We start from the raw sequence: 14,257 nt of genomic DNA, 5'->3' as shown, positions 1-14,257 counted from the left end.
CCTATTGCAGAACCTTCGGCATCACGACGACGACGTCGACCTGCTTGTTCAGCACCCGCGATGCGACCGCCGCGATGAGCGGCGAAAAGCTGTCCTCGATGTCGGATGCGACGTCCTCGTTCCTGGCGAAGGCGTAGAGCATCGTGCTCTCGATTTCGTCGAAGCGGATGCCCGCGAAGACGCGATCGAATGTCTCGGCGCCGACGGCGCCCGCAACGAGCGCCTGGATCGCCTGGTCCTGAATGAGGGTGAGCTTCATCATGCCGATGAGATAAGGAACAGGCGTACGAATACAAGATGCGCACACGGCAACATCCTGCCGTTCATCCAGGCTTGTGCGATCTGGTCAGTGGTGGTGATGACGCCAGTTGCCGCGTCCGCGGTACCAACCATAGTGATGCCCGCGATTGCCGTGCCAACCGTGATGACCGTGGCCATGGCCATGGCCGCCACGGACCTGGATCACGGCCTCGTCCTGCGAGATGGCCGGGGGCACCATCCCCAGTCTGGCCGAAGCCGGCGAGGATGAACCCATCGTTGCGATCAGTGCCGCGGTCGCGGCCAGTCCGAAAAGCTTCATCATCGTTCTCTCTCGCTGCTCGTCCGATCCCGGCTCGCATCGCGACACGCGGGGCCGGGTCGCCCACGTGTCAAGATTTTCTGGCTCACCAACTTCCGAAGAGCTCGCGATGGTCGAGGGCCACGCGTCGCTCGAATATTCTGTGCGCCGTCCGGGAGTGGACGGCACGCTGATGCCTGGCGCGACGTTCGGAGCGGGCGGCTATCGGCCGCGTCTCGGCTGGGCGGTCCTGGGGCATCATCGCCAGAGCGTTTTGTGAATCGGATTCGCGCGGAGATCGTTCGTCGTGTTCCACGTCGACCGCGGCCGGCGGCGCCGGGACGGGCGAATGCGAGACGTCGAACACGATCTTTTCCGGGAGAGGCCGGTTCGAGGCGATCCGGATGATGTTTTTGTCGACCTCGGCTACAGAGGGCGCGTCACTGGCGAGCGGAAAATAACGATCCGCCGTGTAGAGCAGCAACAGCAGCAGTCCACCGACGACGACGAGATATCTGACGACAGGCATGAATCCCCGCGAGCACGCCCTATGGCCGAGCGCGGAGCCTCAACGGGAAAAACCGGCAATCGTTCCCAACGATATCGTGTCCAACGAAGCGCAGGCGCATGCCCGCTCCGCCGCGACCGCCTGCTTCGACAGCAATTGCTTCAGCTTCGCCGCCGGCACGGCCGGGCTGAACAGCCAGCCCTGCATCTGGCTGCATCCGAGCTTTTGCAGCACTTCGCGCTGGGCTTCGGTCTCGACGCCTTCGGCGGTCGTCGCCATGTGGCGGGCGGCGGCCATGTGGACCACGGCCTGGACGATCGGCGAAGAATCCTCGGACTGGCCGATGTCGCTGATGAAGCTGCGGTCGATCTTGATCTTGTCGAACGGGAAGCGGTGCAGATAGCTCAGCGAGGAATAGCCGGTGCCGAAATCGTCGAGCGCGATGCGCACGCCGAGCTCGCGCAGCTGCTGCAGGACCGTCAGCGCCTCCGCGTCGTCGCGGATCAGCACAGTCTCGGTGATTTCGAGCTCGAGCCGGCCGGGCGCAAGGCCCGACTCCGCGAGCGCGGCGGCGACCTTCAATGCCAGCGTCCGGGAGCGGAATTGCACCGGCGAGACGTTGACGGCGATGTGGATATCGCCGGGCCATGAGGCGGCCTCGGTACAGGCCTGCCTCAAGACCCATTCGCCGATCTCGCCGATCAATCCGGTATCTTCCGCGACTGGAATGAAGTCCGCGGGCGAGACCATGCCGCGCTCCGGATGGCGCCAGCGCAGCAGCGCCTCGCAGCCGTTCACGACATTGGCCGCGAGGTCGACCAGCGGCTGGTAGTGCACCTCGAACTCGCCGCGCGCGAGCGCCTGGCGCAAATCGAGCTCGAGCTGGCGGCGCTGCCGCGCCTTGGCGTCGTATTCGGGCACGAAGATGCGGAAGGTGCCGCGCCCTTCCGATTTCGCCGCGTACATTGCGAGATCGGCACGCTTGAGCAGCTCGTCGAGATTGTCGCCATGGTCGGGCGCGATTGCGATGCCGATGCTGGCATCGGTCTGGATTTCCTGATCCTTGCAGTTCACCGGCGTGCGCAGCACGTTGAGGATGGTGTCGGCGAGCGCCGCCAGCTCGGCTTGGTCGCTGGTTCCCGCCTTGATGATGGCGAATTCGTCGCCGCCTAACCGCGCAACGAGATCGTTGCCGCTGACGCAGGCGCGCAGGCGGTTGGCGACCTGACGGAGAAGCTCGTCACCGACCTCGTGGCCGAGCGAATCGTTGACGCCCTTGAATTCGTCGACGTCGATATAGAGGATCGCGAACGGCTTGCCTTGGGCAAGCTCCGCGACACGGCGCTCCAGATGGCCGCGCATCAGCACGCGGTTGGGCAGGTCGGTCAGCGCATCATAATGCGCCATATGCGCGATGCGCTCGTCGGCGCGGATGCGCTCGGTGACGTCGTCATGGGTGGCGAGCCAGCCGCCGGCGGCGCCCGGGTGGTTCTTGATCTCGATCAGGCGGCCGGCGGCGGTCTCGACGATCGCGCTCTGGGTCTGTCCGACGCTGCTCAAAACGCCGTCGCAATAGGAATCGACGTCGCCCTCGAACGAGCCGGTGTCGGCGCGATGCCGGATCACGTCGCGGAAATAGGCGCCGGGCTTCACCACGGCGGCCGACAGCCCGTACATCTCGATGTACCGGCGGTTGCAGACGATGAGCCGTTCGTCCTGGTCGAACATCAGCAGGCCCTGCGTCATCGTGTTCATGGCGGTGCCGAGCCGCTGCTTCTCCAGCGAGACGCGCCGCGTCACCTGGCGGAAGATCAGGAACAGGGTCAGCACCAACAGGCCGATCGACAGCACGGCGACGGTGACGAAGAACCTGGTTTGGGTGCGCCAAGTGGCCAGCGTTGCGTCCAGCGACTTGGTCGCGACCACGACCAGCGGTTCGCCGGTCAGGAGGCGCGAGGCGACGATGCGGTCCTTGCCGTCGATCGGGCTCGCGAGCCTGGTCGTGACGAAGGTGCGCTCGAACACCGCCATCTGGTCCGGCGTGCCTTCGCGAAAATTATGCCCGATCATGGCATCGACATGCGGGACGCGCGCGAGCAGCTGGCCGTTCTGGTGGTGCATCGCGATCGAGGATTCCTCGCCGAGCCCGGCCGAGGCGAAGAAGGATTCGAGCTGCTCGGGCGCGATCGCGCGCGAGACGATCCCGAGGAATTCGCCGTGCGGGCCGGAGATACGCCGCGCGAACACGATGGTGGGTCCGTTGCCGATCCGTCCGCGCACGACCTCGACCTCTTCCTGCGACGCAGGATCGTTCTTGAGGCGGTTGAAGTAGTCGCGGTCGGCAACGGAGACATTGGCAACCGGCCAGCGTCGCGACGAGTTGATCAGCATGCCGTTGGCGTCGAACACATTGGCGCCGGCGACGTCGGACCAGCCGCTGGTTTTTGCGCGCAGCACCTCATGCATCGCAAGGGTGGCCACCTCGCTGCGGAAGATATCGGGGGAGGCGATGCCGTGGCCTTCGAGCTCCGCGATCACGCTCTTCTGCAGCACCGCAAAATCCTCGAACTCGCGGTCGAAATGGCGGGCCAGCAGGCGGACGGCGTTTTCAAGGCTGTCGCGGCCGCTTTCGATCGCGTTCTGCCGGAAGCGGTCGACGGTGAGCGCGGTGCCGATCGCGGTCGCAAGCATCAGCACGAAGCCGCCGACGATCAGCCACGTCAGCGGCGCCCCCCGCCAACGGCGAAGCAGCGCGCGTAGTCGCGCGGTCCATCGGATCGATGCGCCCATCCAGCCCTCCCGTGGGATGCAAGATGCAGCAAAACCGACAAGAGCCCGTTACCAGTGAAGGTTAGGGAACTATGAATCGGAGCAGAATCAGGCAGTTGGCGCGCCGACCGGCGGAAAAAGCACTTACCGCCGGACCTCCCAGTTCAGCGCCTCTGCATTTTCCTTGGCGAACATCTTGGGCACGTCGAACTTGCCGGTCTTGAGGTCATAGCGGCATTGCCAGCCGCCCAGTCCTTTCACGGCGACGTTCTTCGGGTGCTTGTCGAATTCGCCGCCGAGCGAGATCACGAGGTAGCGGTTGTCGGGCCAGTCCACGCCGAGCCAGCGATAGCCCTCTTCCGTGCCCTTCATGAGATTGGCGGTGATGTGATAGTCGAGCTTGGCGAAATGCTTCGTCTCCGGCCGGGCGTAGAAATAGTCCCAGGCGAGATCGCTGAGCGATTTCTTCGTTGCATTGACGAAGGCGCCGTTCTCGACATGGTAGAGGAACAGATCCTGCTCGCCGGAGCCGGTCTTCTGCATCCGCACCAGCCACTGCGAATCGCTGGTGAAGCGGAAGCCGGCGCCATAGCCCTGCTCGGGCTTCAGCTCCGTCATCTGGTCGCCGCGCCGGGCCCAGACCTGCCATTTGACGTCGAAAAGGTCTTCACTGTCCTTCATATACTGCTCGAGCCTGGTGGCGCCGTCGGGCGAGGTGAAGGCGAGGTCCGCATTGTCGGTGAGCTTGAAGCCCGGCGGCGGGCCGGAGGCGGCGAGCGTGGGGGCGGCGGCGAGCATCAGGGCGAGCGCCAGCCATGGCGCCGGGTGGCGAAATGGGTTCACCGGGAAAATCCTTAGAAAAATGCCGCGTCGCGGCCTCGCTCGTTTGACTCCGGCAAGGCCGTGCCGGTTCATTTGAGGGGGCGATCATCCCTTTGAGCGTCTTGCTGCCGTTGCCAAATCGGCGCAATTTGCCGGCCTCGGCTGATTTGCAAGGTTCGTCTAGGCTTCGTTGAGGTTCGCTTCTGATGATCACCGCTACCAAGGCCTTCATTGCATTCTGTCTGCTCGCATTGGTCGGCACCGTGCTGGTGATCGGCCCCACCGAGCTGCGCCGCCTGTTGCCGGGCGGGACCAGCACCGAGGCCGCGCTGGCAGCGAAGCCGGACGCCAAGCCCGAACCAAAGTCGCAGCCGAAGCCCGACGAACCGAAACTTGCCGCCGCACAGCCTGCGGCGCCGCTCGCCGAGACCCAGAAGCAGGTCACGACCGCGCTCGCCGATCTCGCGCCGGTCAAGCCGCCGGCGGCGGTGGCGGATGCCGGTCCCCGCTTCGATGTTGCCCGCGTCGACGACCATGGCGAAGCCGCGGTGATCGCAGGCCAGGCCGCGCCGGGCGCCAAGGTCGAGCTGCTGCGCGACGGCAAGACGCTCGACACCGTGACGGCCGATGCCTCCGGCCAGTTCGTCATGACCCCGCCGCAGCTTCCCTCAGGCTCCTATGAATTGACCCTGCGCGCGAAGGCACCCGACGGCACCGTCACGCAGTCTGCCCGCACCATGCCGGTGACCGTCGCCGAAGCCGCGCCGCCGCCCGCGCGTGGTGCCGCGCCCGCGAAGCAGCAGGCAAAGCCGGACGACAAATCGGACGTCGTCGCATCCCTGCCGGCGCCGCGCCTGACCGCGACGCCTGATAGGTCCGCGGTTCGGCCGAGAATGATGGGCGCGCCCAAACCCAGGGTCATGGCGAGGGTGCCGGCCGCTGCGACGGTCGCATCGGCCTCGCCCGCTGACGTCTTCAACACGACGCCGGCGGAGACCGGCGGCAGCCGGGTGGTGTCCCGCGGCGATAGCCTCTGGACGTTGAGCCGGCTCGCTTATGGCGACGGTGCCCGCTACGCGGTGATCTTCAATGCCAACCGTGAGAAGATCCGCAATCCCAACCTGATCTATCCCGGCCAGACCGTCGTGCTGCCGCAAAAGACGCAGTGAAGCGCGACGGTTCGAGACTGGCGTCCTTCCTCCCCCTCGCCCCGTTCTTACGGGGCCGCGACGAGCTTCGCTCGCGCTGAGAGCGTCGGGTGACGGGCTCTCTCCGCGCGCGAGATTCATCAACAGACCTCAAGCGGGGCGGGGTAAGGCAACCGCGACGCTTTGGCAGTCGTCTCCCGGAACCTTTGGTTCCCTCGCGCGTCATTGGAATGTGCGGTGATACGCGCCTGGCGCTGGAGGAGGGCCAAGGTGGTGAGGTCAGCGATCATGTCGGGATCACGGATGCGACTGGCGTTGGCCGGCGCAGCCCTCGTGATTGCCGCAGTGCTGCTGCCTGACAGGGCCGAAGCGCAGTTCGGGATTCGCGGTGGCCCGCTCGGCGTGGCGCGCTTCGCTGTCGGCCACGTGATCGGCATGTCGCGATTGCGTCATGCCCGCATGGCGGTGCGGGGCGGGCGCTATCGCTCTGCCGCGTTGCGGTCGCAAGATCCTCGTCAGGATCCCCGCGGCGCCGAGCGCGAGCAGATGTCAAACCCCTACATCCTGCGCGCGGCGCTCTCAGCGCAGGCTGCGCTGTCGGGCTGGCGCGGCGGCCGCCGCCCGCAAGGCTGGTGGCGTCATCCCGACGGCAGCTATGGCTGGGCCGGCCCGGTGTTCTGGCCGTTCGCGCATGACGATCTGACCAATGCCGTGATCTTCGCCGATACCACCAGCATCTCGCTCTATGGCTATGGCGACATCTACGCCGCGATCTTCGCGCCCTATGCGGCCACGGAGCTTGCCGCCTACACCGCCCCGCAAAGCCGGCGCGCGCGCAAAATTCCGTCGGCGCAAGACATCTGCGATGTCAGCGATCCCACAGGCTTCCCCGCGGATCGCATCGCCGCCGCCGTGCAACTGAGCGAATTGCAGCGCACCGCGCTCGACGATCTCAGGGCCGCGTGGCTCGCTGCCCGCGACAGCATTCGCGCGGCCTGCCCGACGCAGGTGCCCGCAACCGCAGCGGATCGCCTCGGCCTGATGCGCGACCGCCTCGAAGCCATGATCAAGGCGACGGACGCGATCGCGCCGCCGCTCGCCAAGTTTGTCGATCTTCTCGACGACGGCCAGAAGGCAAAACTCGACGCGCTGGCAAACGAGCGCCGCGCCGCGCTCGCAGCCGGCCAGCGCAAGGACGCGCGGGCGGAAGCCGCCTGCGATCCGGACAATGATCCCCGCTATGACGTCAAGGTGCAGCGCCAGTATGAGCAGCTCGTGCAGCAGCAATGGCCGGCCAGCGACATCGCGTCCACGCTGAAGCTGGATGACACCGCCCGCGCGCGCCTCGACGTGCTCCAGGACACCACGCTGCGCACCATGGAGACGCTCAGCGCCTGCCCGACCAAGGCCGCCGCGACACCACAGGCCCGCCTCTCGGCCGTGAAGGCGCGGCTGGAGACGATGTTGCAGGCCGTGAAAGGCATCGGTGATGCGCTCGACGATTTCGAGGCGGATCTGAGCGACGAGCAGAAGGCCGGCTTCGAGGCGATGGGACCGAAGCGCGGGGTGTGACTAGAGCGTTTTCGAGCGAAGTGGATACCGGTTCGCGTCAAGAAAACGCGTCAAGCAAAAACCTACCCGCACGCCCAGTCGAATTTCATGTCCCTGAAATCGAGCTGCGCGTTGCCGCCGCCGAAATTATAGCCGCCAAAATATTCCTCGAACTCGATGTAGAACGGGCTCATCTCCGGCACCGCCTGGCACGGCCGCATGGTGCCGCCGAGATGGTTGTGGGCGTGGTCCTTGCCCCAGTCGTGAAGGCGGAAATTGTCGCGGCTCGGCACGCCGCCGACATAGTAGTAATAGGGCTGATAGCCGGTCGGCGGATTGCGGCTGGTGTGCTCGTCCTGCGGGCCCTTGCCGGCATTGGGATCGCTCGCGCGGGGTGTGAGCGCAATCGCGCGGGTCTCGCTGAGATCGGTGCGCGGCGAGGTGGCAAACATCTTCTTCGCATAAGGCGCTGCCGCCTCGAAGAACGCGCAGGCGCCGCCGACATCGATCCAACGCGGCCGATCGGCTGTCGCCAGAGCGAGCGGCGCCGGTGGCATCGCGAATGCGCCTTCGTATTCCGCGTTGGTCAGCAGCAGCGCCGCATATTCGTAATCGAGAATATCGGTCATGCGCGACAGCCGCGGATGCGTTGGCCGCGCCATCACCGCTTCGCGGATTTCAGGATCATCAGGCGCGCCGCCGTCATTGTGATCGGGCGCAGTCGCAAAGAACGACACCGCGACAATGTCCTCGCCATGGACGCGATAGTCCCCCGGCAGTTTTAGCGTAAAACCGTGCATCAACGGAAAGCCGGTGACGGGATCGAGCGGCCATTGCTCGCTCGCAATGCCCGGCGGCAACCCATAGACCCAGCCCTGGTCACGCGCGCGGTCAACGGGACGGTCCAGCATCTGCAAATCATACGCACGCGAAGGCAAGGCAAACGCCACAGGTCTCTCCCATCCGAAGTCCAGCCTCGCCGTTGAGGCGATGGTTAGTCGCAGGGAACCGCGATGTGGTTCGTGGGGGTATGGGAGATGATGCCATTCTGCCAGTGTTTTGCCCGACGTGCCAAAGGATATTTCGAAAAATCCGCATCGCTCAGGGATTCGCAAGACCAGCCAGTGCCTTGCCTACTGTGCATGGGGTTGTTTTCGAACTTTTGTTTCGGACGCCTATCCCCGCCGCCTTGCGGCCGAGGCATCCACAACATTCTCCCCCTCCTCGTGCCAGCTCAAGATCTCCATCGCCAGCACGGGGTGATTGAACCCCTTGAGCTGGAGATCATCGAGCGCGCGGGCTTCGACGAACGGCTCGACGATGCCGTAGACGCGGCGGCTGACCACGATCTGGTTGGGCTTGGCCTCGCCGCAGAGGCGGGACGCGAGGTTGGTGACGCTGCCGATCGCGGCGTATTCCAGCCGCTGCTCGAAGCCGACCTGGCCGAGCGTGGCATAGCCGAGCGCGATGCCGATGCCGAAGCCGAGGCTGTGCCCGCGGTTGCGCCAGCGCTCGGTCAGCGGGCCGATGGTGTCGCGCATCTCCACCGCCATCTTCACGGCGCGCTGGGTGTGGTCCTCGAACTGGATCGGGGCGTTGAACAGGATCATCACGCCGTCGCCGGCATATTTGTCGAGCGTGCCCTCATATTTGAAGATCAGCTTGCCGAGGGCTGCGTGATATTCGCGCAGCACGTTCATCGCCTCTTCCGGCTCGGTCGCTTCCGTGAAGGCGGTGAAGCCGCGCAAATCGCAGAACACCACGGTCACCTCGCGGCGCTGGCTGGTGAGCAACCCTTCGGGGCTGTCGGAGGAGGCGATCAGCTGCGCCACCTGCGGCGCCAGGAAGCGCTCGAGCTTGCGGATGCGCTCGATCTCGCCGAGCTGGGTCGCGACGCGCTCCTCCAGCGACTTGTTCCAGTCCTTGAGCTGCTCGGTCTGCTGCTTGAGCTTGTCGGCCTGGGCGCGCACGGTCTCGTGCGCCGCCTCCAGCGCATGGCTCTTGTGATCGACCTCGGTGAACAGCCGCGCATTGCGCATCGCCAGCACCGCCTGGTTGGCGAAGGTGCGCATCAATCCAGTGACGCTGCCGGCGAACTCGCCGCTGGCGCGGCGCAGCACCACCAGCGAGCCGAGCGTGCCCTGCTGGTCCACCAGCGGCACCACCAGCACCGAGTGGAAGCCGGCCTCGACCGCGACGTCGCGCAGCGGCTGCTCGGCGGCATGGTCGAGGTCGGCGATCGCGATCGGCTCACAGCTCGCGGCGGCATCGCTTAAAATGTTCTCGCCTTCGCCGATCGTGACATGCGCGCCCTCGGCCGATTTGTCGATGCCGTTGGCCTCGACCAGGTTGAAGCGGCGCGTCTCGGCATCGTAGCCGTAGATCAGCACGGCGTCGGCATGGGTGATCTCGATCGCGCGCGCGGCGATGGTCGGCAGCACGGCGTTGAGATCGAGCGAGGAGGCGACCGCGCGGCCGACCTCTTCCAGTACCTTCAATTCGTTGATCGACTGCGCGAGATCGCGGGTGCGTTCGTCCACCTTGGTTTCAAGATTGGAATAGGTTTCCTGGAGCTGGCCGGCCATGCGGTTGAACTGGCCGGCGAGATCTTCCAGCTCGTCGGAGGTGCGCACCTCGATGCGGTGGTTGAAATCGCCTTCGCCGAGCTTGTGCGCGCCGTCGCGCAGCGCCGTGATCGGGATGATCATGCGGCGCGCCAGCAGTGTGCCGGCGAGGATCGCGACCATCAGTCCCATGCCGATCAGCAGCGCGATGCGCACCAGCTGGTCGCGGATCGGCGTCAAGGCCTGCGTGGTCGGCTGCTCGAACAGCACGCTCCAGCCGAGTTTCGGCACGGTGCTCGCGGCTGATAGCACCGAATGGCCGTTGAAGTCGGTGCCCGACGTGTCGGGCGCGCCGCCGGGCGCAATCGCGGCCGCCACCTGCGGCAGCTTCGAAAGGTCCTTGCCGACATCGGGTCCCTTCGACGACGTCGCCAGCACGCGGCCGCGCGGATCGACCACATAGGCAAAGGCCGCCTTGCCGACCTGGGTGTCGGACAGGAAGTCGGAGAGGAAGTTGAGATCTATCTCCGCGACGGTGACGCCGGCGTTGAAGCCGGAATGCGCCACGGAGATTGACATCATCGGCCTCTGGTCGACGAACCAGGCCGGCGCATAGCTGACGCCGCGGGCAACCGTGTCGGTGAAGCGGATGTCGCGGGAGAGATCGGCATTGCTGCCGGTCGTGGTCGACTGGCGCGAGACGCGCAGCACCTCGCGGCCGTCGCCGTTGAGCTGGAACAGCTGGTTGACGACCGAGACCTGCTGCAAGAGCTGGGCGTAGTCGGCGCGACGCTTCTCGAGCGTGTCCCGGCTGGCCGTCGTCACCCAGCTGATCTGGCGCTCGAGCTCGGAGACGGATTGCTCCATCCGCCGGGCCGCGGCCTGCGCCTTGTCCTCGAGGCCGTCGGTCAGCTGTGTCTTGGTGGCGCGATAGGAGATCCAGGTCTCCATCGCGCCGTTGACGGCGAGCACGAACACGACGAGGCCGACGAGGGAGACGACATATTTGGCGAACAGGCCCTCGCGCAGAAACCGTGTCTTGTCGTTCGCTCCCGCCATCCCGTTCCTCTCGCGCCGCCATCGACGCCGGCGCTACGGGCCGTACGGCCCAGCCGTCCTTCTACCACAATTTGGGCCGGGGGGCGGGTGGACCGGCCGGCGTGGTTACCCGCTGTCGGCGCCGGTCTGGGCCGGAAGGGTGGTGAATTGTTGCGGTCTCATCCGTTCGGAGGAAGCCGCGGATGGGAGCGCCGATGTAAGGGATTGGCGTGGAGTCCAGAGCGTTGGTCCGCCCATCATCGATTAAAGAGCTGCCGCAGCACGTCGTTCATCGGCTGGCTGTCCTGATGCGCCACCGGCGGGTTATCCTGACCCTGACCTTGGGCCGGGGGCTCGGGCGAGGCCTGCGGCGCCGGTGTGGAGGGCGCTGCAGGCAGACTGCGGCTGCGGCCGGTGCCCGCGTTATTGCCCGTGCCAGTTGCCGCACCGCTGGAAAGCCCTTGCTGGATCAGATTGCCGATCGCTTCGCCCAAGGGGCCGCCGCCGAGCAGATTGTTCTGTCCCGGCTGCTGGGTTTGCGGATTGGCATTGCCGGCGGCGTTGCCGCCACCCGGCGCGGCTGCACCTCCCAGTCCGAGGCTACCCAAAATATTGCTGAGCCCGGCACCATCAGGGCCGAACAGGCCTTTGCCCATCTCGCGCAGCTTGGCATAGGCGGCGTCCGGATTGTCGAGCATGCCGGCCATGTCAGGATAGATCCGCGGCTGCGACCAGTTGCCCGTGATCATCACGGGGATGCCGAAGCCGACCGGCTCGTTAGTGCGGCCCTGGCCTTCGGTCGTCATCACCAGTTTTGGTTCGACACGAAAACCCATCATCTTGGTGTCGAGTGCGATCGTGCCGGCGCCGGTCACGCGCACCAGCGGCCCGATCAGATTGAGATCGGTCGTAACGGCCTGCCCCTTGTCGATGCGGAAGGAGGCCGAGAGCTGCGACAGGTCGGTGCTCTGCTCCTGGCTGTTGTTCTGGTTGCTGTTCTGGTTGTCTTGCCAGCCCGACAGCGTGCCCGATGTCAGCGAGCGGATCATCTGCGCGACGTTGATGCCGCGGATGGCGCCGTCCTGGAAAGCGACGAAGGCGGTGCCCTGCATGTTCGCCATCAGGGCGCGCTGGCTGGTGCCGGCGCTGCGCAATGCGAGCTTGGCTTGCAGCTTGCCGTCGATCCGGTCGAATTCGGCGAGGCCCTGGAGCAGCGGCAGCGCGCGCACGCCGGCGAGGTCGGAATGCATCGCAAAGCTCGGCGCGCCAGAGGTCGCATCCAGAATCACCTCACCCGAGACCTGGCCGCCATAGGCGCCGAGATTGGCGGTGCCAGCCTTCAGCACGCCGCCGGCGAGTTTCGCGTCGAGCGCCAGCGGCGCAAGGCGCGCATCGCCGATCACGGCCTCGTTCGCGGAGATCCGCAACTGCGCATCGACATAATTGAGCCCGGACACGTCAATCGGTGCATCGCTCCAGGGTTGCCCGGGCGCGCCGTTCGGCGACTTGGCCAGCGGAATTGTGAGCCGCTGGAAGTCGAGATCGACCTTGACGAGAGGCTTGCTCGCGATGTCGACCGAAGCCCAGCCATTGAACGCGCCATTGCCGAGGGTGCCGTTCACGCCATTGATCATCACGAGATCGCCGCTCAGCCGCATCTCGGCGTGACCTGCGAGCTGAGACTTCAGCACATCGGGCATGTCGATGGCGAAATCCACCGGAACGGTCGGCCGATCGGCGGGTGGCGCCGGCGTCGTCGCCTTGATGTCGAACTTGGTCGGGTGCTCGCCGACGCGCGCGGTGCCGGTGATGTTGACCTTGCGATCCCGGCCAACGATTGCGTCGGCGTTGATGGCGCTGATGCGGCCCTCGACGCGATCGCGCAGCCGCGCGAAGGCGACCTCGCCGTCGGTGACCTTGACGCGGTCGATGGTCGCACCATTGGCGTCGAGCGCGAGCGGCTTCGACGAGGCGCCCGCATTTGGCAGGCGCTCGCGCAGCAGCGGCTGGTAGAGCACGGGATGGGTGACGACGAGCTCGCTAATCTTCGGGCTGCCCGACCAAACGCTCGAGAGCGACATGTCGGCCTGCACGCTGTCGATCGTGAGGCGCGTGATGCCGCTGCGGTCCTTGGGGTCGGCAAGCGTCAGATCGTTCAAGGTGACGTTCAGCGTCGGCCACAGGCTGATCTTGGTGGTGCCCTCGATCGACAGGCGATAGCCGGTCGCGCTCTCGACGCGCGCGGCAATGGTCGAGGTCAGGAAGCCCGAGGGGATCCCGACCACGAGCAGAAGCGCGATTACGATGATGATTGCGGCGACCGCGGCACCGGCGAATTTCACTGCTCTCATGTCGACTTTCCAACGACGGACGAACGGCGCCGAACCCGGCCGCTTGCCCGCCCGTTGCGCGTGAGTTTATCCCGGGACGGCAAGCCGCTCCAAGCGGTCAAAAATAGTCTGGGGGTGCTGCAAAGTTATGTGACTTATGACACACTTCTCCGGCGCGGTTTTACGCGATTCTGACGTTGCCGGTTCCAGACGATTTGACGACGAAATTGACAAGCAAGTTCACAAGGAAGTTGAAATGAGCAAGCAGGCCGAATTTGCGGTCATCCTGAAGATGAACCCGATGTTCGCCGACCTCGGCGCGGACGAGCTCCAGCGGCTGTCCAATCTCTGCCACACCCAGCATCTGGGGAATGGCGAGGTGCTGTTCCAGAAGGGCGACGCCGGGGACGCGCTGTTCGGCGTGCGCCGCGGCCAGGTCCGCATCGAGACCGGAGCCTCGGACGGCAGCCGGCTGACGCTGAACTTCATGGGGCCGGGCGATCTGTTCGGCGAGGTCGCGGTGCTCGATGGCCAGAGCCGCACTGCGGATGCCACCGCAGGCGAAGCCAGCGAATTGTTCGTGCTGCGGCGCGAAGACTTTCTCGCCTTTCTCGAGCGCGAGCCGAAGGTCGCGATCAAGATCATCGCACTCTTGTGCCAGCGCATCCGCTGGCAGAGCGAGCGCATGGAGGAATCCATGCTGCAGCCGTTGCCGGTTCGCCTGGCGCGACGTCTCTGCGCGCTCGCCGCCGATTTCGGCTCCGAGGTGCACATCTCCCAGGAGCAGCTCGGCGTCTTCGTCGGCGCCGCCCGCGAGAGCGTCAACCGCCAGCTTCAGGCCTGGCGCAAGGAAGCGATTTTGGATCTCCAGCGCGGCCGCATCTTGCTGAGGAACATGACGAAGCTGACGGCGATCGCGCGGAACGAGTAGGTCGGGCAACTTCACTTCGCTGGGACGATGGGACTTG

At 65.7% G+C, this 14,257-nt stretch carries 11 protein-coding genes; 3 read left to right on the top strand and 8 right to left on the bottom strand.

The genetic code is table 11. The features are described from left to right. Position 1: 1 nt before the first annotated feature. The 5 genes from B5V03_RS30525 to B5V03_RS30505 form a co-directional block, all read right to left on the bottom strand. Positions 2 to 307: a hypothetical protein gene (locus B5V03_RS30525; RefSeq protein ID WP_129274094.1), complete on the bottom strand. Its 306-nt coding sequence runs from the start codon at positions 305 to 307 to the stop codon at positions 2 to 4. A 39-nt stretch (positions 308 to 346) separates the two neighbouring features. Continuing rightward, a complete protein-coding gene (locus tag B5V03_RS30520) occupies positions 347 to 583 on the bottom strand; it encodes a hypothetical protein (RefSeq protein WP_129274093.1) in 237 nt (78 codons plus the stop codon). A gap of 82 nt (positions 584 to 665) precedes the next feature. Next, the gene (locus B5V03_RS30515; RefSeq protein WP_164988393.1) at positions 666 to 1,043 is read right to left on the bottom strand and encodes a hypothetical protein; all 378 of its coding nucleotides are present in this window, start codon (positions 1,041 to 1,043) and stop codon (positions 666 to 668) included. A gap of 84 nt (positions 1,044 to 1,127) precedes the next feature. Continuing rightward, entirely contained in the window at positions 1,128 to 3,857 is a 2,730-nt protein-coding gene (locus tag B5V03_RS30510) for a bifunctional diguanylate cyclase/phosphodiesterase (protein WP_164988392.1), read from the bottom strand. Between the two features lie 123 nt (positions 3,858 to 3,980). Further along, positions 3,981 to 4,679, bottom strand: coding sequence for a hypothetical protein (locus B5V03_RS30505; RefSeq protein WP_433995351.1), 699 nt, complete (start codon positions 4,677 to 4,679; stop codon positions 3,981 to 3,983). Positions 4,680 to 4,864: 185 nt separating this feature from the next. Here B5V03_RS30505 and B5V03_RS30500 point away from each other — a divergent pair, with 185 nt between their 5' ends. Together B5V03_RS30500 and B5V03_RS30495 are read left to right on the top strand one after the other, a co-directional pair. Beyond that, complete coding sequence (locus B5V03_RS30500; RefSeq protein WP_129274091.1) at positions 4,865 to 5,827, top strand: LysM peptidoglycan-binding domain-containing protein; 963 nt, start codon at positions 4,865 to 4,867, stop codon at positions 5,825 to 5,827. Positions 5,828 to 6,094: 267 nt separating this feature from the next. Then, positions 6,095 to 7,378 carry a Spy/CpxP family protein refolding chaperone gene (locus B5V03_RS30495; RefSeq protein ID WP_164988391.1) on the top strand — a complete coding sequence of 428 codons (1,284 nt, stop codon included), beginning with the start codon at positions 6,095 to 6,097 and terminating at the stop codon, positions 7,376 to 7,378. 62 nt (positions 7,379 to 7,440) lie between these two features. On the opposite strand, the gene B5V03_RS30490 is transcribed toward B5V03_RS30495, so the two are convergent. The 3 genes from B5V03_RS30490 to B5V03_RS30480 all read right to left on the bottom strand — a co-directional run bounded on the left by B5V03_RS30490 (position 7,441) and on the right by B5V03_RS30480 (position 13,310). Beyond that, on the bottom strand, positions 7,441 to 8,268 hold the full coding sequence (locus tag B5V03_RS30490; RefSeq protein WP_245502376.1) for a hypothetical protein: 828 nt from the start codon (positions 8,266 to 8,268) through the stop codon (positions 7,441 to 7,443). A gap of 264 nt (positions 8,269 to 8,532) precedes the next feature. Beyond that, positions 8,533 to 10,980 carry an adenylate/guanylate cyclase domain-containing protein gene (locus tag B5V03_RS30485; RefSeq protein ID WP_129274088.1) on the bottom strand — a complete coding sequence of 816 codons (2,448 nt, stop codon included), beginning with the start codon at positions 10,978 to 10,980 and terminating at the stop codon, positions 8,533 to 8,535. 236 nt (positions 10,981 to 11,216) lie between these two features. Further along, positions 11,217 to 13,310 carry an AsmA family protein gene (locus tag B5V03_RS30480; RefSeq protein WP_129274087.1) on the bottom strand — a complete coding sequence of 698 codons (2,094 nt, stop codon included), beginning with the start codon at positions 13,308 to 13,310 and terminating at the stop codon, positions 11,217 to 11,219. Between the two features lie 235 nt (positions 13,311 to 13,545). Here B5V03_RS30480 and B5V03_RS30475 point away from each other — a divergent pair, with 235 nt between their 5' ends. Continuing rightward, positions 13,546 to 14,220 carry a Crp/Fnr family transcriptional regulator gene (locus B5V03_RS30475; RefSeq protein WP_129274086.1) on the top strand — a complete coding sequence of 225 codons (675 nt, stop codon included), beginning with the start codon at positions 13,546 to 13,548 and terminating at the stop codon, positions 14,218 to 14,220. Positions 14,221 to 14,257: the final 37 nt, after the last annotated feature.

The sequence above is a fragment of the Bradyrhizobium betae genome (assembly GCF_004123905.1).
GTDB classification, from domain to species: domain Bacteria; phylum Pseudomonadota; class Alphaproteobacteria; order Rhizobiales; family Xanthobacteraceae; genus Bradyrhizobium; species Bradyrhizobium betae_A.
The sequence above is the reverse complement of the archived record's forward strand: the minus strand, read 5'-3'. Positions and strand labels throughout refer to the sequence as shown.

Bases quoted from the DNA above. Each gene is read 5' to 3' on its own strand.
- B5V03_RS30475 (WP_129274086.1), top strand. From the start codon at position 13,546: ATGAGCAAGCAGGCCGAATTTGCGGTCATCCTGAAGATGAACCCGATG.
- B5V03_RS30495 (WP_164988391.1), top strand. From the start codon at position 6,095: ATGTCGGGATCACGGATGCGACTGGCGTTGGCCGGCGCAGCCCTCGTG.
- B5V03_RS30500 (WP_129274091.1), top strand. From the start codon at position 4,865: ATGATCACCGCTACCAAGGCCTTCATTGCATTCTGTCTGCTCGCATTG.
- B5V03_RS30520 (WP_129274093.1), bottom strand. From the start codon at position 583: ATGATGAAGCTTTTCGGACTGGCCGCGACCGCGGCACTGATCGCAACG.
- B5V03_RS30490 (WP_245502376.1), bottom strand. From the start codon at position 8,268: ATGCTGGACCGTCCCGTTGACCGCGCGCGTGACCAGGGCTGGGTCTAT.
- B5V03_RS30480 (WP_129274087.1), bottom strand. From the start codon at position 13,310: ATGAGAGCAGTGAAATTCGCCGGTGCCGCGGTCGCCGCAATCATCATC.
- B5V03_RS30485 (WP_129274088.1), bottom strand. From the start codon at position 10,980: ATGGCGGGAGCGAACGACAAGACACGGTTTCTGCGCGAGGGCCTGTTC.
- B5V03_RS30510 (WP_164988392.1), bottom strand. From the start codon at position 3,857: ATGGGCGCATCGATCCGATGGACCGCGCGACTACGCGCGCTGCTTCGC.